Origin of the sequence: Streptomyces sp. NPDC093094, from assembly GCF_044754345.1 — a bacterium.
Taxonomy (GTDB): domain Bacteria; phylum Actinomycetota; class Actinomycetes; order Streptomycetales; family Streptomycetaceae; genus Streptomyces.
On the sequence record NZ_JBIVOX010000037.1, the window covers coordinates 2,378 to 22,094 of the forward strand.

Annotated in this window: 17 protein-coding genes; 8 read left to right on the plus strand and 9 right to left on the minus strand. The window is 74.6% G+C overall.

Translation table 11 applies throughout. The features are described 5' to 3' along the window. The first annotated feature begins 350 nt into the window (after nt 1-350). Nucleotides 351-1,532: a saccharopine dehydrogenase family protein gene (locus ACIQGV_RS38900; protein WP_402504022.1), complete on the plus strand. Its 1,182-nt coding sequence runs from the start codon at nt 351-353 to the stop codon at nt 1,530-1,532. Nucleotides 1,533-1,547: 15 nt separating this feature from the next. Here ACIQGV_RS38900 and mmpA read toward each other — a convergent pair whose 3' ends face one another. The 3 genes from mmpA to ACIQGV_RS38915 all read right to left on the minus strand — a co-directional run bounded on the left by mmpA (nt 1,548) and on the right by ACIQGV_RS38915 (nt 3,977). Continuing rightward, on the minus strand, nt 1,548-1,694 hold the full coding sequence (gene mmpA / locus ACIQGV_RS38905) for a morphogenic membrane protein MmpA (protein ID WP_402504024.1): 147 nt from the start codon (nt 1,692-1,694) through the stop codon (nt 1,548-1,550). 108 nt (nt 1,695-1,802) lie between these two features. Next, nucleotides 1,803-2,498, minus strand: coding sequence for an endonuclease V (locus ACIQGV_RS38910; RefSeq protein ID WP_402504026.1), 696 nt, complete (start codon nt 2,496-2,498; stop codon nt 1,803-1,805). 288 nt (nt 2,499-2,786) lie between these two features. Next, nucleotides 2,787-3,977, minus strand: coding sequence for a WD40/YVTN/BNR-like repeat-containing protein (locus tag ACIQGV_RS38915; protein ID WP_402504029.1), 1,191 nt, complete (start codon nt 3,975-3,977; stop codon nt 2,787-2,789). A gap of 207 nt (nt 3,978-4,184) precedes the next feature. Here ACIQGV_RS38915 and ACIQGV_RS38920 point away from each other — a divergent pair, with 207 nt between their 5' ends. Continuing rightward, the gene (locus ACIQGV_RS38920) at nt 4,185-4,601 is read left to right on the plus strand and encodes an SsgA family sporulation/cell division regulator (RefSeq protein ID WP_402504031.1); all 417 of its coding nucleotides are present in this window, start codon (nt 4,185-4,187) and stop codon (nt 4,599-4,601) included. Between the two features lie 18 nt (nt 4,602-4,619). Here the strand turns inward: ACIQGV_RS38920 and ACIQGV_RS38925 are convergent, their stop codons facing one another. Further along, nucleotides 4,620-5,456, minus strand: coding sequence for an isocitrate lyase/phosphoenolpyruvate mutase family protein (locus ACIQGV_RS38925; RefSeq protein ID WP_402504033.1), 837 nt, complete (start codon nt 5,454-5,456; stop codon nt 4,620-4,622). A gap of 343 nt (nt 5,457-5,799) precedes the next feature. Here ACIQGV_RS38925 and ACIQGV_RS38930 point away from each other — a divergent pair, with 343 nt between their 5' ends. The 3 genes from ACIQGV_RS38930 to ACIQGV_RS38940 all read left to right on the plus strand — a co-directional run bounded on the left by ACIQGV_RS38930 (nt 5,800) and on the right by ACIQGV_RS38940 (nt 9,487). After that, nucleotides 5,800-7,413: an ABC-F family ATP-binding cassette domain-containing protein gene (locus tag ACIQGV_RS38930; RefSeq protein WP_402504035.1), complete on the plus strand. Its 1,614-nt coding sequence runs from the start codon at nt 5,800-5,802 to the stop codon at nt 7,411-7,413. 107 nt (nt 7,414-7,520) lie between these two features. Beyond that, the gene (gene ddaH / locus ACIQGV_RS38935) at nt 7,521-8,297 is read left to right on the plus strand and encodes a dimethylargininase (RefSeq protein WP_402504037.1); all 777 of its coding nucleotides are present in this window, start codon (nt 7,521-7,523) and stop codon (nt 8,295-8,297) included. Between the two features lie 215 nt (nt 8,298-8,512). Continuing rightward, nucleotides 8,513-9,487, plus strand: a complete 975-nt coding sequence (locus tag ACIQGV_RS38940) for an acyl-ACP desaturase (RefSeq protein ID WP_402504040.1) — start codon at nt 8,513-8,515, stop codon at nt 9,485-9,487. 44 nt (nt 9,488-9,531) lie between these two features. Here the strand turns inward: ACIQGV_RS38940 and ACIQGV_RS38945 are convergent, their stop codons facing one another. After that, complete coding sequence (locus ACIQGV_RS38945) at nt 9,532-9,777, minus strand: WhiB family transcriptional regulator (RefSeq protein WP_402504043.1); 246 nt, start codon at nt 9,775-9,777, stop codon at nt 9,532-9,534. A gap of 183 nt (nt 9,778-9,960) precedes the next feature. Between ACIQGV_RS38945 and ACIQGV_RS38950 the strand changes: the two genes are divergently transcribed. Further along, nucleotides 9,961-10,749: a VOC family protein gene (locus tag ACIQGV_RS38950; RefSeq protein WP_402504046.1), complete on the plus strand. Its 789-nt coding sequence runs from the start codon at nt 9,961-9,963 to the stop codon at nt 10,747-10,749. 339 nt (nt 10,750-11,088) lie between these two features. On the opposite strand, the gene ACIQGV_RS38955 is transcribed toward ACIQGV_RS38950, so the two are convergent. Next, a complete protein-coding gene (locus ACIQGV_RS38955) occupies nt 11,089-12,144 on the minus strand; it encodes a LacI family DNA-binding transcriptional regulator (protein WP_402504048.1) in 1,056 nt (351 codons plus the stop codon). Between the two features lie 211 nt (nt 12,145-12,355). Then, the gene (locus ACIQGV_RS38960; RefSeq protein WP_402504051.1) at nt 12,356-13,546 is read right to left on the minus strand and encodes a zinc-dependent alcohol dehydrogenase; all 1,191 of its coding nucleotides are present in this window, start codon (nt 13,544-13,546) and stop codon (nt 12,356-12,358) included. 188 nt (nt 13,547-13,734) lie between these two features. Between ACIQGV_RS38960 and ACIQGV_RS38965 the strand changes: the two genes are divergently transcribed. Next, a complete protein-coding gene (locus tag ACIQGV_RS38965; protein WP_402504053.1) occupies nt 13,735-14,724 on the plus strand; it encodes a DUF3048 domain-containing protein in 990 nt (329 codons plus the stop codon). A gap of 10 nt (nt 14,725-14,734) precedes the next feature. On the opposite strand, the gene ACIQGV_RS38970 is transcribed toward ACIQGV_RS38965, so the two are convergent. Next, a complete protein-coding gene (locus ACIQGV_RS38970) occupies nt 14,735-17,416 on the minus strand; it encodes an ATP-binding protein (RefSeq protein ID WP_402504055.1) in 2,682 nt (893 codons plus the stop codon). Between the two features lie 295 nt (nt 17,417-17,711). Here ACIQGV_RS38970 and ACIQGV_RS38975 point away from each other — a divergent pair, with 295 nt between their 5' ends. Continuing rightward, nucleotides 17,712-18,791 carry a DUF2510 domain-containing protein gene (locus ACIQGV_RS38975; protein ID WP_402504058.1) on the plus strand — a complete coding sequence of 360 codons (1,080 nt, stop codon included), beginning with the start codon at nt 17,712-17,714 and terminating at the stop codon, nt 18,789-18,791. A gap of 174 nt (nt 18,792-18,965) precedes the next feature. Here ACIQGV_RS38975 and ACIQGV_RS38980 read toward each other — a convergent pair whose 3' ends face one another. Next, entirely contained in the window at nt 18,966-19,577 is a 612-nt protein-coding gene (locus tag ACIQGV_RS38980) for a TetR/AcrR family transcriptional regulator C-terminal ligand-binding domain-containing protein (RefSeq protein ID WP_402504060.1), read from the minus strand. Nucleotides 19,578-19,717 lie beyond the last annotated feature (140 nt).

The window sequence follows — 19,717 nt, forward strand, 5'->3', positions numbered from 1 at the left end:
CGGCGGGCGGCCCGGGGGCGGACCGGCGGGCGGCCCGGGGGCGGACCGGCGGGCGGCCCGGGGGCGGACCGGCGGGCGGCCCGGGGGCGGACCGGCGGGCGGCCCGGGGGCGGACCGGCGGACGGCCCGGCGGGCGGACCGGCGGACGGCCCGGCGGGCGGACCGGCGGACGGCCCGGCGGGCGGACCGGCGGACGGCCCGGCGGGCGGACTGGCGCACTTTTTCCCACTTGGTCAGGGCACTTCCGGCCACACCCCCCGCACACCTGCGGGCTCGCCGTCGTGGCTCCGCGTTCCTCGCGCTAGCCTCAGCCACCGACAACGGCGCGGGCCGCGGGATCGAGAGGTGTCATGAGCAGGCTAAAAGGGACGGAACGCCCGTACGACATCGTGCTCTTCGGAGCCACCGGCTTCGTCGGCAGACTCACCGCGGAGTACCTCGCGGCGCACGCGCCCGAGGAACTGCGCTGGGCGGTCGCCGGCCGTGACGAGGCCCGGCTGGAGCGGCTGCGCGAGAGCCTGCCCGGCAAGGGGGCCGAGGTGGGGGTGCTGCGGGCCGACGTGGCCGACCCGGCCTCCGTGCGCGCCCTCGCGGAGCAGGCGCGCGTGGTGGCCTCGACCGTGGGCCCGTACGTGCGGTACGGGGAGGAACTGGTCGCCGCCTGCGCGGAGGCCGGCACGGACTATCTGGACCTCACCGGCGAGCCCGAGTTCGTCGACCTGATGTACGTCCGGCACGACGCCCGCGCGCGGGAGACCGGAGCGCGGCTGGTGCACGCCTGCGGCTTCGACTCCGTACCGCACGACCTGGGCGCGTACTTCACGGTCAAGCAGCTGCCCGAGGGCGTGCCGCTGACCGTGGACAGCTATGTCACGGCCGACGCGACCTTCTCCGGCGGCACCTTCGCCTCCGCCCTCGGGCAGTTCGCGCGCGGCCGGCAGATGGCCGCGGCCGCCCGGGACCGGCGACGGCACGAGCCGAGGCTGATGGGCCGCCGGGCGACGACGCCCGCCGGCGCCCCCCGGTTCGCCGGGGAGGTCGGCGCATGGGCCCTGCCCCTGCCGACCATCGACCCGCAGATCGTGCGCCGCTCGGCGAAGGCGCTGGACCGCTACGGGCCCGACTTCCGCTACCGCCACTACGCGGCCGTACGCCGGCTGCCGGTCGCGGTGGGCGGTGTCGCGGCCGTCGCCGCGCTGTTCGCGGCCGCCCAGGTGCCGGCCGCGCGGCGCTGGCTTTCCGGGCGGCTCCGGCCCGGCGAGGGCCCGAGCGCCGAGAAGCGGGCCCGCAGCTGGTTCTCCGTGCGGTTCGTCGGCGAGGGCGGCGGACGGCGGGTGTTCACCGAGGTCGCGGGCGGTGACCCCGGGTACGGCGAGACGGCGAAGATGTTCGCCGAGGCCGCGCTGTCCCTGGCCTTCGACGAACTGCCGCCGACGGCCGGGCAGGTGACGACCGCGGTGGCGATGGGCGACGCGCTGATCGGCCGGCTGACCCGGGCGGGGATCACCTTCCGGGTGGCGGCGACACGCTGACGGAGCGGCCGGCCGTCACATCGGCCGCTCCACCGGGGTGCAGATCATCCCGGCGAGCCACGCGAGGCCCGTGGGAGCGGCGAGGACCGGCGCGGCCGTCACGGCGCGCTCGACGGGCCGGGCGGGGCCGACGACGGGCTTCGGTGCACGACGGGCCGGCATGTGCCCGGCCTTCCGGGCGGGCGCATGCCGGGCCGTCCGTACGCGTGCCCGGCCGGACGCCCGATCACCTGTGCCGGGGCGCTCTCACCGGGACCGCCCGCCGCGGGCTCACTCCCCCGCCGCCTCCTTCAGTGCCCTGCGGCACAGGGCGTCCGCCCGGCGGGTGGTCTCCGGGAGGCGGTAGCGCGGGGTGAGGTGCAGGACATGGGCGCAGGCCGCGTCGAGGGACATCCGGTGGCCGACGGACACGTACACCGGCTTCACCCCCGCACGGGTGCGCAGGGCGCGGCCGACCTCCTCGTCGCCGTCGGCCAGCAGCGCGGCGGCGGAGCCGCGCGGGGCGGCGAGGTCGCCGTGGGTGAAGGCGAACGGGTTCTTCGCGACGCCGATCGTGGGCAGCCCGGTCAGCACGCCGAGATGGCTGGCCAGGCCGAACCGCCGGGGGTGGGCCAGGCCGTAGCCGTCGCAGACGACCACTCCGGGCGGGCACGGCAGGGCGTCCAGCGCGGCACGCACGGTGGGGATCTCCCGGAAGGCGAGCAGACCGGGCACGTACGGGAAGGAGATCCGGCCCACCGCGGTCGTCTCGGCGACGACGTCGAGGCTGCCCGCGTCCAGCACCACGGCCGCCGCCGCGACCAGGTCGCGCTCGTCGTCGTAGGCCACGTCGACCCCGGTGACGTGCCCGGCACCGGGCGGCGGCCCGGGCTCGTCCAGCACCACCCGCGCGCGCAACTCGTCCTGCACCGCGCGGGCCTGCTCCTCGGTCGCGGGCCAGCCCGCGGGAATGCGTACCGTCGTCATGATGGGCACGAGCGTACGGCCCGGCGGCCGCACGCCGCCGGGCCGGGGCCGGGCTCGCGATCATGTTCGTGGCGCAACCGGCCCGCACCGCGCCGCCGGAAGCCGCCGCGCGGGGCCGCACCGCGCGGGGCCGCACCGCGCAGGACCGCACCGCGCGGGACCGCACCGCGCGGGACGCCCGGCCGGGTCCGGCTCGGGGGCCCTGCCGCCGCCGGGCGCGCGCCGCGACCGGGCCCCGTCCCTGTCCGGGCGGCCCCGGACACCCCGGCGACGGCACGCGCGGGTGCCTCAGCGCTCCAGCCGGGCCACGCGGCCCTTCTCGCCGGAGGCCCAGCAGGCGCGGTCGGGGGCGCAGTCGACGGTGTCGTACGAGCCGGTGTCGACGGTCCGCCAGGTGCGGCCGCCGTCGGTGGTCAGGTCGGTGCCGGTGGGGCCGACGGCGAGGGCGGCGACGCGGCTGTGCGGCAGCCAGGCCGCACCGGAACGGTAGGCGGGCGAGGGGACGCCGGCGGGCCGCCAGGTGCGGCCCCCGTCGAAGGTGCGCGCCGACGCCCGCGGAGAGGTCTGGTCCGGGCGGTAGTCGCCGCCGACGGCGAGGCCGTGGGTGCGGTCGCGGAAGGCCAGCCCGAAGACCCCGCGCGCGGGGTCGCCGGCCGGGACGGGGCTGTCGGCCGCCGTCCAGGTCAGTCCGCGGTCCGCGGAGTGCAGCACACGCGCGCGTGCGGCTCCGCCGGTGGCGAGCCAGACGTCCCTCGGCCCGGAGGCGACCAGGCACTGCCCGCTCGCCGCGAAACCGGCCTCGCCCTCCAGCGCCGCGGGCATGCCGTCGGCCGGCAGCACCTTCCAGGAACGGCCGCCGTCGCCGGTGGACAGGATGCGGAACCTGCCGTCGACGGGGTCGCTCATCGCGAGGCCGTGGCGCCGGTCGAAGAAGGTGAGGCAGTCGTAGAAGGCCCGCGCGTCGGTGTTGCGGAAGGACTCCGTCCAGGTGGCTCCGCCGTCGTCGGTGCGGTACACCCGCGAGGCGTCGCCCTCGCCGATGGCCAGCACCACCGCGTGCCGGGCGTCGAACGCCTCGATGTCACGGAACTGGAGCTCTCCGGCGCCGGGCGGCGAGACGTTCCGCCAGCTCGCGCCGCCGTCGGTGGTGCGCAGGACCGTGCCGGCGCTGCCGGACACCCAGGCGACCTTCCGGCCGACGGCGGCCAGGCCCCGGAAGCGGACCTCGGGGGTGCCCGTGTCCTTGAGCTCCCAGTGCGGCGCCCCGTGCCGCGGCCGCTGCGCCCGCCGGTCCTGCGGTGCCTGTGGCGCCCGCTGTTCCTGCCGCGCCTGCGGTTCCTTCTGTTCCTGTTCCTGCCGCGCCTGCGCCGGTACGGCGGTCAGGGCGGCCAGCGCCGCCCCGCACGCCAGTGCCGCGGCCGCCGCCCGGCCCGCTCTTCCCTGTCGTCCCGTCCTTCGCGTGCTCACCGTACGCCTCATGGCGCGCGAAGCTAGCCGACCGCCGTGAAGCCGTCCAGAGGGCCTCGGACGCCGGGAAGGAGGCAGGACTGAGTCGGGCGAGTGATGGAACACGGTGACAGAGGTCACTGAGGATTCCTGTGCACGCCGCGGCCGATTCCTACGTCTCCCTCTGTGACCCGCCTCATCGCCCGGAGTTCCGTCCCGTCGTCGCAAGGGAGCTAGGCATTGTCCACCGTGATCGAGCAGCCCGTCGAGGCCCGCCTGGTAGCCGCCGCACCTCGGATGCAGCGCATCCCGGCGACGCTGCACTACGACCGGAGCGACCCGTTCGCCGTCCGTATGACCTTCCCCGCCCAGGCCACCCTGGAGGGGGTCGAGGTGTGCTGGGCCTTCGCCCGCGAACTGCTGGCGGCCGGCCTCCAGGAAGCCGAGGGGTTCGGTGACGTCCGGGTGCGGCCGTACGGGTACGACCGCACCGAGCTGGAGTTCCGTGCCCCGGAGGGCACCGCCGTGGTGCATCTGCACTCGGCCGACGTACGGCGCTTCCTGGCCGCCACCGGCGAGCTGGTGCCGGTGGGCCGCGAGCACCTCATGGTCGACCTGGACGGCGACCTGGCCCAGCTGATGCGCGACGCCTGCTGAGGCGTCCGCCGGGCCCGGTCAGCGCTCCCGGCCGAACAGCGCGTTGAGGTCGCCGTAGTCCAGGCCGCCGGCCAGCGCGTCGTACGTGCCGTGCTCCAGGAGCTCCCGCGCGGCCCGGCGGGTCAGCGCGTGCACGGCCTGGGGCAGGCTCGCCCCCGCGCTGATCCGGGCGACGCCGAGCGCGGCCAGTTCGGCGACGGCGGGCGCACCGGGTCCGGCCATGATGTTCAGCGGCGCGTCGATGCCGTCGGCGAGCAGCTTCACGGTCTCCGGGTCGACGGCCCCGGGGACGAAGACGCCGTCGGCGCCCGCGGCGACGAACGCGGCCGCCCGCTCCAGGGTGAGGTCCACGCCCCCGGCGCCCCGCAGGAAGGTGTCGACGCGGGCGTTGACGAACAGCGGTACGCCCTCGGCGTCGGCGGCCTGGCGTGCGGCGGCGATCCGCTCGGCCTGCTCGGCGACCGGGCGCAGCGGGTCCGTGCCCGGTTCGTACAGGGCGTCCTCGATGTTGATGCCGACCGCGCCGGCCGCGAGCACCGCGCGGACGGTGTCGCCGACTCCTGCGGGGTCGGCGGCGTAGCCGCTCTCGACGTCGGCGGAGACCGGCACCCGCACGGCCGCCGCGATGCCGGCGACGGCGCCGAGGGCGCGGTCGCGCTCCAGCCGGTCGCCGTCCGCGGTGCCCAGGGCCCAGGCGAGCCCGGCGCTGGTGGTGGCCACGGCGGCGGCACCGGCGTCCTCGACGAGACGGGCGCTGGCCAGGTCCCAGGCGTTGGGCAGGACGAGCGGACGGCCGGGGACGTGCAGGGCGCGGAAGGCGAGGGCGCGGTCGTGGAGGGGGTGCTGGTTCGTCATGCGGATCACTCAACCAGCCGTCGGCGTACGGGGTCTGGCAGGAATCCGACATCACCGTGGGCCCCGCGCGTTAATCCGTTGACACCTCTCCGGGGCCCCCGTACGTTGTACAACGCTTCTGTTGCCGCCGATCGGAGAAGGACGTTGCTCGTCTGAGGTCCTGAGACACCGCGCCACACCCCCTGAGGTGTGTGCGTAGCGTGCGACCTCGGCGTACGAGCCGTCCTTGTGCGACAGGGCTTTTCTCGTTCCCGCCGCTTTCCCGTTCCCGGGACGGTCGCCGCCTTCCGGTGTCTCGACACGCGTTTGCCCTGACCCCATCACGCAATCGCGGAGGCCCCGTATGCATACTTCGATCACCTGCGCTTCCCTGTCCTTCTCCTGGGCCGACGGCACGTCCGTCCTCGACGGCCTCGACATCTCCTTCGGCCCCGGCCGCACCGGGCTCGTCGGCGTCAACGGAGCCGGGAAGTCGACTCTTCTGAAACTCATCGCCGGTGAACTGACCCCGGCCGACGGCACCGTGCGCGTCGCGGGCGAGGTCGGCCACCTCCCGCAGAACGTCACGCTGGAGACCGGTCTGCGGGTCGACGAGGTCCTCGGCATCGCCGGGCGGCGTGCCGCGCTGCACGCCATCGAGGCCGGTGACGTGTCCGAGCGGCACTTCGAGGCGGTCGGCGACGACTGGGACGTCGAGGAGCGCGCCCTCGCCGCGCTCGGCGAACTCGGCCTCGGCCACATCGGGCTGGACCGCACCATCGGTGAACTGTCGGGCGGCGAGTCGGTGCTGCTGAGGCTGGCCGCGCTGCTGCTCGCCCGGCCGGACGTGCTGCTGCTGGACGAACCGACCAACAACCTCGACCTGTACGCGCGCCGGAGGCTGTACGAGGCCGTGGAGTCCTGGCCGGGCGTCATGGTCGTGGTCAGCCACGACCGGGAACTGCTCGAACTGGTCGACCAGATCGCGGACCTGCGCGGCGGGGAGGTCACCTGGTACGGCGGCAACTACTCCGCCTACGAGGACGCCCTCGCCACCGAGCAGGACGCGGCCGAGCGCATGGTGCGCGTGGCCGAGGCCGACCTGCGCAGGCAGAAGCGGGAACTGGCCGACGCCCAGCTCAAGCTGGCCCGCCGCAAGCGGTACGGCCAGAAGATGTGGGACAGCAAACGCGAGCCGAAGATCGTCATGGGTGCGCGCAAGCGGGCGGCGCAGGAGTCCGCCGGCAAGCACCGGATCATGCACGAGGAGAAGCTCGCCGAGGCCAGGGGGCGGCTCGACGACGCGGTGGAGGCCGTACGGGACGACGACGAGATCCGTGTCGACCTGCCGTACACGGCCGTGCCGCCGGGCCGGACCGTGCTCACGCTCCAGGACCTGTCCCTGGCGTACGGCGCCCGGATCGAGGGCGGCCTGGAGCTGCGCGGCCCGGAGCGGGTGGCGCTGATCGGGCGCAACGGCGCGGGCAAGACCACGCTGCTGCGCACGATCGCCGGCGAGCTCGCGCCGGTGTCGGGCGAGGTGCGGGCGCATGTGCCGCACCGGTTCCTGCCGCAGCGGCTGGACGTGCTCGACGACGGGCTGACGGTCGTCGAGAACGTGGCCCGGTTCGCGCCGGGTGCCACCAACAACCGGGTCCGGGCGCGGCTGGCCCGCTTCCTGTTCCGGGGCGCCCGGGCGGACCAGCAGGCCGGCACCCTGTCCGGCGGCGAGCGCTTCCGGGCGGCGCTGGCCGCGCTGATGCTGGCGGAACCGGCCCCGCAGCTGCTGATGCTGGACGAGCCGACGAACAATCTGGACATGGCGAGCGTGCGGCAGCTCACCACGGCCCTGGAGTCCTACGAGGGCGCGCTGATCGTGGCCAGTCACGATCTGCCGTTCCTGGAGTCGGTCGGCATCACCCGCTGGCTGCTGCTGGACGGGGCGCTCACCGAGGTCACCCCGGAGGAGGTGGGGTAGCGGCGAGGGGGTTCCGTCCGCCCGGACCGGGAAGGGATCGGGAGTGCGTGAGGGCCGGCGCAGCGACAGGGGCGCCGGCCGGCCCCGTCCGAAACGGAGGACTCCTCGTGCCCGGCAAGAAGGCTCTCGTCCGTCGCCCCGGCCCCCGTCTCGCCGAGGGCCTCGTCACCCACATCGAGCGCGTCGAGGTGGACGCCGCCCTGGCCGTGGAGCAGTGGGAGGCGTACGCGCGGGCACTGCGCGAGAACGGCTGGGAGACCGTCGAGGTGGACCCGGCCGACGACTGCCCGGACGCGGTGTTCGTCGAGGACACCGTCGTGGTCCACCGGAACGTGGCGCTGATCGCGCGCCCCGGTGCCGAGTCCCGGCGCGCGGAGACCGCCGCCGTGGAGGAGGCGGTGGTGGCCCTCGGCTGCTCGGTGAACCGGATCCGGGAGCCGGGCACGCTGGACGGCGGCGATGTGCTGAAGGTCGGCGACACGATCTACGTCGGCCGGGGCGGGCGCACCGACGCGGCCGGGGTGCAGCAGCTGCGCGCGGCGTTCGAGCCGCTGGGCGCACGGGTGGTCGCCGTGCCGGTGACCAAGGTGCTGCATCTGAAGACGGCGGTCACGGCGCTGCCCGACGGGACGGTCGTCGGGCACGTCCCCGTGGTGGACACGCCGTCGCTGTTCGGGCGTTTCCTGCCGGTCCCGGAGGAGTCCGGGGCGCATGTGGTGCTGCTCGGTGGGAACAGGCTGCTGATGGCCGCGAGCGCGCCGAGGACGGCCGAGCTGTTCGCCTCGCTGGGCCACGAACCGGTCGTCGTGGACATCTCGGAGTTCGAGAAGCTGGAGGGATGTGTGACGTGCCTCTCGGTCCGGCTGCGCGACCTGTACGCCTGACGGGTGACCGGCTCACCCGGACAGTCCCGGGACCTGCGGCTCCCAGGGCTTTCGCATACCCGTACGAGGCCGCTGACCAGGGACCTTGAGGCTCTTCTTTACCTCGAACTTAACCTACGGCTTCGTAACCTACGGATTCGTAGCCTACGATCCCGTAGGTTCCGGCGCCGCTCGCCGGAGCGTTCAGTTTCGCCCAGTGTCCCCCTGGAGTACCCGTGACGATCACCTCCTCCCACCTCGGCAGCCCCTCCGTCTGGACCGACGCCCGGCTGCTGTACGCACTGGAGGAAGTGGTCGAGAAGGAGCTGAACCGGCATCTGAAGATCGCCAAGGACTGGATGCCGCACGAGTACGTGCCGTGGAGCGACGGCCGCAACTTCCCGGGGATCTTCGAGGACGGCGAAGCCTGGGACAAGGAGCAGTCCAAGGTCACCGAGATCGGCCGGATCGCCCTGGTCGTGAACCTGCTGACCGAGGACAACCTCCCCAGCTACCACCACGAGATCGCCTCGCTCTTCGGCCGCGACGGCGCCTGGGGCACCTGGGTGCACCGCTGGACCGCCGAGGAGGGCCGGCACGGCATCGTGATGCGCGACTACCTGCTCGCCTCGCGCGCGGTCGACCCGGACAAGCTGGAAGCGTTCCGCATGGCCCACATGAGCGAGGGCTTCGAGTCGGACAACCGGCACTCGATGCTGCACTCGGTCGCCTACGTCGCCTTCCAGGAGCTGGCGACGCGCATCTCGCACCGCAACACCGGCCACCAGTCCGGCGACCCGGTCTGCGACCGCATGCTGGCGCGCATCGCGACCGACGAGAACCTGCACATGGTCTTCTACCGGAACCTGCTGAAGGCCGCCTTCGAACTCGCCCCCGACCTCACCATGCAGGCCGTGCGGGACGTCGTGGTGAACTTCCGCATGCCCGGTCACGGCATGCCCGGCTTCGAGCGGTTCGCCGCCCAGATGGCCATCGGCGAGGTCTACAACCTGCGCATCCACCACGACGACGTCCTGCAGCCCGTCCTGCGCTTCCTGAAGATCATGGAGATCGACGGCCTCGGCCCGGAGGGCGCCGCGGCGCAGGAGGAGCTGGGTCTGTTCATGGGCGGCCTGGACGCCGAGGCGCTGAAGTTCGACGAGAAGCTCGCCGCCCGCAAGGCCCGGATGGCCGCCCGCGCGGCCGGCTGACCCGGCACCTCACCGCCGCACCTCACCTCACCGCCGCACCTCGCTCAGCGCGAGGTGCGGCGCAGGTGCAGGCGTTCCTTCTCGGACAGACCGCCCCACACACCGAAGCGCTCGTCGTTCGCCAGGGCGTACTCCAGGCAGGCCGGGCGCATCTCGCACAGGGCGCAGATGCGCTTGGCCTCGCGGACCGAGCTGCCCGGCTCGGGAAAGAAGAAGTCCGCCCCGGTCTGCGCGCACAGGGCCTGGGCCTGCCAGGAAGGGGCGGCCGGGGTCAGGGTGTCGTTGTGCATGGACGAGATCGTGCCGTGCGGCGAAAAACGTTCGATCAACGCGGGATCAACGCGCGTCACGCGGGCCCGCCGACCGGACGATGATGCCCTCGGCGGCCGTGCCGCGCACGGCGGCGCGCGGTCGCCGGTGGGCGGTGCCAGACTCGGCAGTGCAGACAACGGGCCCCTTTCGAGGAGGGCACGATGCTCACCACCCGTTTCGTCCACGGCGCCCCCCACTGGATCGACGTCGGCGCCCCGGACGTCGACGGTGCGGGCGCCTTCTACGGCGGTCTGTTCGGCTGGCAGCACGTCCCGGGCGGCCCTGAGTCCGGCGGACACGGCTTCTTCCGGCTGGACGGCCTGACCGTCGCCGGGAGCACGCGGACGACGCCCGGGCAGGGCCCGCCGTCCTGGACGGTGTACTTCCGGAGCTCCGACGCCGACGCCACGGCCGCGGCCGTCCGCCAGGCGCACGGATCGGTCCTGCTCGAACCGACGACCGTGACGGACCGGGGCCGCACGGCCGTCCTCGGCGACCGGGCAGGGGCGTCGTTCGGCATCTGGCAGCCGGACCGCGACAAGGGGCTCGACCTGGTGCGCGCGCCCGGCTCGCTGCGCTGGCTGGAGCTGTACACACCGGACATCGCGGCCGCGGCCGGTTTCTACCACAAGGTGCTGGGCTGGGAGACCTCCTCGGTCACCTTCCCGGGCGGCTTCCACACCTGCGTCAACCCGGCCGGCGAGGGCGAGGAGGCGATGTTCGGCGGCCTGGCCCCGCAGGACGAGGACCCCTCGGAGTCCGCGGGCGCCCCGTACTGGCTCGTCCACATCGAGGTGGAGGACACCGACGAGGTCACCGCGCGGGCGCAGCGGCTGGGCGGCACGCTCCGTACGGCTCCCGCCGACGTGCCGTACGTCGGCCGCGTCGCCGTACTGACCGACCCCTACGGTGCCCGGTTCGCCGTCATCACGAGCGCTCCACGCGGCTAGGACCCGTCGGCGGGATCATGCCGGCCCCTGGGGCCTGTCTGACCGTTCCCGTCTGCCGCGCGACGCCGTGCACGCACTCTCGCCGCACCGGCCCCGGACCCGGGTACGTCCGGTACGAGGGCCTGGAGCCGGCACGCCGAGAGCACGCACCTGACGGCGCGCGGCCGCCCTTCGGGCGACGACGCGAAGGGCCGGACAGGCCCTGGCGGGGTCCGGCCCGCACGTCTGCCGCGTCGTCGCCGCCCCCACGCTCGGCTTCGCCCGCTCGGGGCCGGCTGAAAGGGGCCGCCGGCCTGATCCGAACGACAGCCCCCAGGGGCACGCGCCCAGGGCCGGTGCCTACGCGCTGGCCCTGCGGACGAGCGTCGTCGGCAGGATCACGCCGCTCGGGTCGTCGCCGGCCGGGGCGGGCTCGCCCGCGAGGCGGGAGAGCAGGAGGCGGGCCATCAGGCGGCCCATGCCCTCGATGTCCTGCCGGACCGTCGTCAGGGGCGGGTCGGTCTGCTCGGCGATCGGCAGCATGTCGTCGAAGCCGACGACGGCGACGTCCTCGGGCACCCGCAGGCCGCGCTCGCGCAGCACCCTCAGGGCACCCGAGGCGGACAGGTCGTTGGCCACGAACACCGCGTCCAGGTCCGGGCAGCGGTCCAGCAGCTCGCGCATCGCCCGCTCCCCGCCCGCGTGCGAGAAGTCGCCCTCCGCGATCAGCCGGGGATCGGCGTCGCCGGTCCCGTCCCGGTAGCCGTCGAGACGGTCGACCGCGGACGTCTGGTCGAGCGCCCCCGTGACATGGGCGATCCGGGTGCGGCCGAGGCCCGCCAGATGACGTACGGCCTCCCTCGCGCCGCCCCGGTTGTCGCAGTCGACGTACACCGTCGCCGCGTCCGCGCCGGTGCCTCCGTCCCAGCAGGGGCGTCCGCCGAACACCGCCGGGACCCCGGCACGCCGGATGAGAGCGGGCAGCGGATCGTCGAGGTGCAGGGAGAACACCAGCGCCCCGTCGACATGGCCGCCGGCGAGATAGCGGCCGACCCGGGCGTGGTCCTCACGGTCCTCGGTCAGCAGCAGGACCAGCTGGTTGTCGTGGGCGGTCAGCTCCTTGCTGATGCCGCGCAGCTGGTGGGCGAAGAAGGGGTCGGCGAAGACGCGCGTCTCGGGTTCGGCGACGACGACCGCGACGGCGTCGTGCCGCCGGGTCACCAGACTGCGCGCCGCCTGGTTGGGGACGTAGCCCAGCTCCTCCACGGCCCGCATGACCCGCTGGACGAGCGGCTCGCGCACCCCGTCGCCGCCGTTGACCACACGGGAGACCGTCGCACGGGACACCCCCGCCCGCGCGGCCACGGCCTCGAGAGTGGGGCGCGGCTCGGCCTCGGACACGGTCGGACTCCTCATCGACGGCTTGCCGATCAGGATAGCCAGCCCGGAGCGGACGGGCGGCCCCTCCCCGGGACCGGTCCCGGCCGGAACCCGCTCACCCCGCCGGCGCCTCCACCGTGAGGCGCGCGCCCGTGCCCGCGCCCAGCCGCAGGAGCCGGTGCGCCACGGCCTCGCCGGGATCATCCTCGGGGAGTGCTCCCGGCCGAGGGTCCCGGGCGGGGCCGGCTCAGGGGGTCATCAGCACCTTCACCGCGCCCTCCTGCTTGCGCTGGAACATCTCGTACGCGTGCGGCGCCTCGGCGAGCGGCACCCGGTGGGTGGCGAAGTCCTCGACGCCGAGGGGGTCCTCGTCGGTGAGATGCGGCAGGATCTCGTCGGTCCAGCGGCGTACGTTCGCCTGGCCCATGCGGATCTGGAGCTGCTTGTCGAACATCGTGAGCAGGGGCAGCGGGTCGGCCGTGCCGCCGTAGACACCGACGAGGGACAGCGTGCCGCCGCGGCGCACCAGGTCGATCGCGGTGTACACGGCGGCCAGCCGGTCCACGCTGAAACGCTCGGCGAGGGGCCCTGCGATCTTCCGGGGCAGCAGCGTGGCGGCCTGCTGCACGAGCCGGGCGGCCGCGCTCCCGTGGGCCTCGGTGCCGACCGCGTCGATCACGGCGTCGGGGCCGCGGCCGTCGGTCTCGTCACGGATCGCCGCGACCAGGGCCTTCTCGTCGTCGAAGTCCCTGAGGTCGTACGTCTGCACGCCCCGCGCCCGTGCGCGCTCCAGCCGCTCGGGGACCAGGTCCACGCCGAACACCCGGTCGGCGCCGCGCAGCCGGGCGATCCGGCAGGCCATGTCGCCGATCGGCCCGAGGCCGAGGACGGCGATGCTGCCGCCCTGCGGGACGTCCGCGTAGGCGACCGCCTGCCAGGCGGTGGGCAGGACGTCGGACAGATAGACGAACCGGTCGTCGGGCGGGCCGTCGGGCACCTTGATGGGGCCGAACTGGGCCTGCGGCACCCGCAGGTACTCGGCCTGGGCGCCGGGCACCGCGCCGTAGAGCCGGGTGTAGCCGAACAGGGCGGCGCCCATGCCCTCGCCGGTGACCTGGGTGGTCTCGCACTGCGTCGGCAGGCTGTTCAGGCACATCCAGCAGTTGCCGCAGGCGATCTGGAAGGGCACCACGACCCGGTCGCCCGCCATGAGGTCCGGCACCGCCGCGCCGACCTCCTCGACGATGCCCATGGGCTCGTGCCCGAGGATGTCGCCCGGTGTCATGAACGGGGTCAGCACCTCGTACAGATGCAGGTCGGAGCCGCAGAGCCCGGTGGAGGTGATGCGGATGACGGCGTCCGTCGGTTCCTCGATCCGGGGATCGGGCACGTCCTCCACCCGCACGTCCCGCCTGCCCTGCCAGGTCACAGCCTTCATCGCCGGTCCTCTCTGCTCGTCCGGGACGGCCGCCGCCCGGGTACCCGGGGCACCCGCGGTGAACCGGGATGCTCCGACCGGCCCATTCCGGGTGGCAGGCGGGGGACGCCCGGCCCCGCGTCCCGTCCGGGCGGGTATGGCCTGCCATGACCTGATGAGCGGACAATCGAGAGCACGGGACAGGGTGGGTGGCGACGGTGAGCACGGTACGCAGGGCACGCGCGCGGCGCGGCAGAACGACGGCGCTGCTGGCCGCCGCGGTGGCGGCCGCCCTGGCCGCGGGCTGTTCCCCGGGAAGCGGCTCCCACGACGACGGACGCGGCCCCGCCCGGGAACCGGGGCGGAGCCCCACGACGGCGGCCCCGGCCGGCCCCGTGCTCGCGGTGAAGATCGACAACTCCCGCCGGGCCCGGCCGCACACCGGTCTGAACAGCGCGGACATCGTGTACGTCGAACAGGTCGAGGGCGGGCTGAGCCGGCTGATGGCGGTGTACGCGACCCGGCTGCCGCGGGCCGTCGGACCGGTGCGCAGCGCCCGCGAGTCCGATCTGGAGCTGCTGGGCCAGTTCGACCGGCCGACGCTCGCCTACTCCGGGGCCCAGCGCAAGCTGCTGCCGCTGATCGAGAACGCGCCGGTGCGGGCCGAGCCGCCGGGGCGGACGTCGGGCGCGTACCACCGGGGCACGGACCGGCCCGCCCCGCACAACCTCTATCTGCGCCCCGGGGCGCTGCTGCCCGAGGCGCCCGGCGCCGCCGCCCTGACCACCGGCTTCCGCTACGGCGCCGCGCCCGCGGGCGGCGCCCCGGACACCTCGGAGACCGTGGACTTCCCGGCGGCCCGCTTCACCTTCACCTGGTCCGCGAGCCGCGGCCGCTGGCTGGTGGCGATGGACGGCTCGGCCGCGACGACCACCGACGCGGGGCGGACGGCCCCGGCGACCGTCGTGGTGCAGTACGTGAAACTGCGCAGGTCCGGCTTCCACGACTCGCTCGGCAACAACACCCCGTTCACCGAGACGGTCGGCAGCGGCCGGGCGAAGGTGCTGCGCGACGGCCGGGCCTACGAGGTGAACTGGTCCCGGCCGAAGGCCGCCGACGGCACCCGGTTCACCACGGGCGACGGCAGGCCGGTCGCCTTCGCCCCGGGCCAGGTGTGGGTGGTGTTCGCCAAGGCGTAGCGCCGCCGGTCTAGCTCTGCCGCTGTTCGTTCTCCAGGGCCTGGCGGGCCTGGGCGACCAGGCCGTCGGCACCGCAGGAACGGGCCAGGGACAGGCCCCGGTTGAGCTCGGCCACGGAGTGCGAGGCGATGCCGTACTCGATGCGGGCGGCCGCGTGCTCGTACTGGCAGGGCGACGCCTCCAGATAGGCGACGGCCCGGGCGGCGAGGCGTGCCCTGCTCTGTCCCGACTCCAGCGCGGCGGCGCAGCGCAGGGCCTCGCCGATGGCGGTGTCGGTGCCGAACCGCTCGGCCTGGCGGCGGGCGTCGGCGACCAGCTGGGCGGCACGTGCCGGGTCCTCGGCGGCGAGGGCGCGGGCGAGGTCGAGCGTCCAGGGCGCGAGGACGGGGTTGTGTCCGCCCCGGGCGGCTGCGGCCTTCTCCGCCTCGCCCAGTTCGTTGACGCCCTCCTTGGTGCGGCCGACCGCGAGCAGCAGCCGGCCGCGCACCGAGCGGGTGTCCGGCAGCACGATGGTGGACGGGTAGGGCGGGGCGAAGCCGTACTGCTCGGCGAGCGCCCATGCCTCCTCGACATGGCCCCGCGCCAGCAGGGTGTCGACCAGGCCGCAGGTGGCCGACCAGTACAGCGGCAGGCCGCGGCCGACGCGCTCGGCCAGCCGCAGCGACTCGCGCAGCGATGCCTCGGCGTCGCGCAGTCGTCCCTGGCGGCGGTAGGCGAGCCCGAGGAAGGCGTTGGCCAGGGCGAGATGGCCGCCGCTCCAGCCGGCCGAGGTGTAGGCGCGCAGGGCTTCGGCGAACAGGCTCTCCGCGCGGTCGAGCCGGTCCGCGTAGGCGTAGGAACTGCCGAGCATCATCAGCAGTTCGATGCCCCACTCGGTGTCGGTCCAGCCGAGGCCCGGTGCGAGGCGGCCGTTGACGAGGGCGCGGTCGCACAGCTCGACGACCTCCTCGGCGCTCTCGCCGTGGGTCATGGCGTCGAAGCCGCGCAGGATGAGCAGGGCGCGCTCGGAGTTGTCCCGGCCGGTGCAGGTGCGGGCGAGGCCGGCGAGCCGCTCGGAGCGCCCGGGCGAGGCGGACTCCCCGGCGTAGATGCCCTCCCACATGTACTGCACCGCCTGGAGCCGCAGTCTGGCCGGGCCGTCCTCCTGCCGGGCGGCCTCCGCCTCGACGGTGCGTACGGCCTGCTCCAGCTGGTCGTTGTGGAGGAGGGCCTGGGAGAGGCGGAAGACGGCGCTGACCCGCTCGGCGCCGTCCAGGCCGGGCATGGCGAGCGCGGTCTGGAGGTGGCCGATGGTGGTGGCGGGTGCGGTGAGCAGGGTGGCGCAGCCCAGTTCGTAGAGCACGCGTGCGTGCACGTCGGGGCGGGGCGGTTCCTCCAGCGCGCGTTCCAGACAGCGGCGGGCGGCGTCCGGGGCGCCGACGGCGAGGTGTTCGGCGGCGGCCTCGCGCAACTGCTCGACGAGTTCCGCGTCGTCGTCGGGGTGGACCTGGAGCAGATGCCGGGAGGCGGCCGCGGCGCCGAGCCCGGAGTCGGTGACGACCTGGGCGGCGATGCCGTGCATGGCGGTGCGCAGCGCGTCGGGGATGGAGTTGTAGACCGCGCTGGCGATCAGCGGGTGGACGAACTCCAGCTCACCGGCGACGGGCCGGGTGGCGGCCGGGTCGGGTTCGGTCAGGATGCGGGCGCTGCGCAGGAGTTCGGCGCAGCGCGTGGCCTCGTCGTGCGGCATGGTGGCGAGGCGGGCGACGAGGTCCACGGAGATGCCGGTGCCGAGGATGGCGGCGGCCCAGGCGAACCGGGTGGCCTCGATGCCGAGTCCTTCCAGACGGGCGACCAGCCCGCCGCCGCGCGCGGAGCGGTTCAGGGCGCGCAGTTCACCGGCCGAGGCGTCGGTGGGGTCCAGTTCGCTGTCCTGGACCTTGGCGAGGAGCTCGACGGTCTCGTAGGGGTTGCCGCCGGTGACGGCCCAGACCTCGCGGCAGAACGGGGCGTCGGCGTGGCCGCCGAGCGTGGCGCGGGTGATGCCGGCCGCGGCGTCCGGGGTGAGGGCGCTGAGGCTGGTGACGGCCCGGCCCGCGGCGGCGATCTGGTCGAGGTGGCGGGCGCTGTCGCCGGCGACCTCGCCGGGCCTGCGGGCGACGAGCACGAGGACGGAGAGGTCGTCGAGGCGCTCGGCGAAGGCGGCGAGCCAGCGCAGGGTCTCCTGGTCGGCCCAGTGGGCGTCGTCGATCAGCAGGACGAGCGGCCAGTCCCGCCGGGCGAGGCGGCGCACGGCGGCGACGAGTCCGTCGCACACGCCCTGCGGGTCGGCCTGACGCTCGGTCGGATCCGCTATGCCGAGGGCGGGTCCGGCGATGTCGTACCAGTCGCCGAGGTACTCGCGCGCCTCCTCGGGCAGCAGCGAGACGAGGGCGGGCTGGAGCAGTTGCCGTACGACGTTGAACGGGACGGACCTGAGGGTCTCGCCGCCGCGTGCGGACCAGACGGTGCAGCCGCGTGTCTCGGCGATGCGGCGTGCCTCGTTCAGCAGGGCGGTCTTGCCGAGGCCGGCCTCGCCGCGGAACACCATGAGGCTGCCCGCGGACGCGCGGTCCGCGCACAGGGTGTCGACCGCCCGTGCGATGGCGGCGACTTCCTCGTCGCGCTCCCACAGGGAAGCCGAGACGGCCGCCGTGGGCCGTACCTCCGTCATCCCGCTACCTCCCCAAGTCGCCCGGACGACGTACAGAGCTTGAGCGTATCCCTCTCGTGGCCCCGGTGGTGGCGGGTCGGGGGACCTGTTCCCGTGACGGGTGACGCCGAGCGCGCGAGGGCGACGCGCAAGGGGCGCGCGGCAGCGCGTCGCGGTGCCACCGGGCGCCGGTGGGCGGTGACTTGGTTCCGTTCCGGCGGACAACACACCCTTGTGCCCCGTTTTCTCCCGATCGGGAAGGTCCGGTCCCCCTCCCTCTCATCGGGCTTTCACGGTTGCCTCATACGGTGGGGGCATGACGCAGGTGACTCCCCCCGGGTGGTACCCCGACCCCGGGCAGAAAAGTGACGGTCCCGCCACCGAGCGCTGGTGGGACGGCAGGGCCTGGACGGACCAGACCCGTCCGGCGGGCGCGGCCGCCTGGGGGCCGCCGACGCTGCCGGCCGGCGGGACGTACCCGGCGCAGCCGGCGGGCTACGGGCACCCCGGGCAGCCGGGCGGGGCCGGGTTCGCGGCGCAGCCGACGCAGGCCGCGTTTCCCGCCTATCCCGGCCACCCCGGTCACCCGGGTGCCGTGCCGGCCGGGCGGCGGCGCGGACTGCGCACCGGCATCGCGGTGGCGGTGGCGGCCGCGGTGCTCGCGAGCATCGGGGTCGGCGTGTTCGCGCTGACCAAGGACGACGGCGGCACCGACCGGGCCGGGACCCAGCAGGACCGGGGCGGCCGGGACGGCGCTCCGGACGGCGGGGACGACGGCCGGGGCGGCCCGTTCGGCGACGACGGCGGCACCGGCGGGCCCTCGCCGGACCCCGGGGAGAGCCCCGGGCCGGAACAGGTGCCGGAGGTCGAGGGCGGCGGCACGCTCCACGACTCCGTCAACGCGATCAGCATGCCGGTGCCCGACGGCTGGTCCGGCCGGCAGATGGCCGCGGGCGCGCAGATGTCGTCGGAGACCACCTACGACTGCCCGGACGACGCCACGCAGCGGTGCACCAAGGGCGGCGCGTACTCGGCACCGGCGGAGGCCCTGGGCACCAAGGGGTCCACGCCGGAGGCGGTCGCGAAGGCGGACATCGCCGCGAACGCCGAGGAGTCCTACGGCAGCGGCTACGGGAAGATCACCTCGCACCAGGTGCTGGCCTCCAGGGCGGTCACGGTGGCCGGCCAGAAGGGCTATCTGGTGCGCTGGAAGGCCGTCACCAGCAAGGGCTCGGACGGCTACGTCCAGTCGCTGGCGTTCCCCTCGCCCGCGGAGGGCGGCCGGCTGGTCGTGGTCCGTTTCGGCCTGGACACCGACCAGAAGGTGTCGGTCATGGACGACGTCACCGCGGGCATCAAGGAGTCGTCGGGCGGCGGCGACGGGCAGACCGTCTGAGCCCTCCCCCGGCCGTCCCCCCTTCGGCCCCTCCCCCGCGCACGACGGCCGGGTGGGGCGCCTCTCCGCTCCAGAGGCACTCCACCCGGCCGGGGGGTGCGCGCCGCCCCCGTCCCCACGGTGCGGCGCGATCAGGTCACCGTCCGGTCATCCCGCGGACGGCGGCCTGGGTCTTCAGGTGAGGCCGAGCACGGGCAGCACCGCGGCCTCCACGAAACGGACCAGATAGTCCGAGTCGGCGTACTCGCCCTCGATGATGGGGCGTGCCCGCAACACGCCGTACATCTGGGCCGGGATGTACTCCAGGGCGGGATGGTCCGCGGGGATCTCGCCGCGTTCCGCGCCGCGCCGCAGGATCTCCCGGAGCGCGTCGATCTCGGGGTCGACGAGCGCCTCGCGCAGCGCCTGCTGGAGTTCGCGGTCCTGCATGACCGCGTGACCGAGGGCCTGGAGCAGGCTCTGGTCCTTGTCCGAGTCCTGGCCCGCGGCCCGTGCGGCCTGGCGGAGGTCCTCGGCGAGCGAGCCGGTGTCGATGCCGGCGAAGCGCACCTGGCGGCACGACCTCAGCGCGGCCGCGACGAACTGCGGCTTGGTCTTCCAGCCCCGGTAGAGCGTGGACTTGCTGCACCGCGTACTGCTGGCGATGCCCTCCATGGTGACCGAGTCGTAGCCGCACGTCCGGATCTGTTCGAGGACGGCGTCGAAGAACTCCTGCTCACGTTCCCGGGTGAGCTTGGAGCGGCGCGAGGCGACCTGTTCCGGTCGGTCCGCGGCCTGCGACGTCATCGGCACTCCTTCTCTCCATCGGCCCTCAAGCCCCTGCCAGCACTGTGACGGCTCCAGTGTGACGCACATTCTTCGATACGCCAGTGTACCGGTACGGAGGCGTATCGGTACACTCGCGTATCGGTACAGCCTCGTATCGG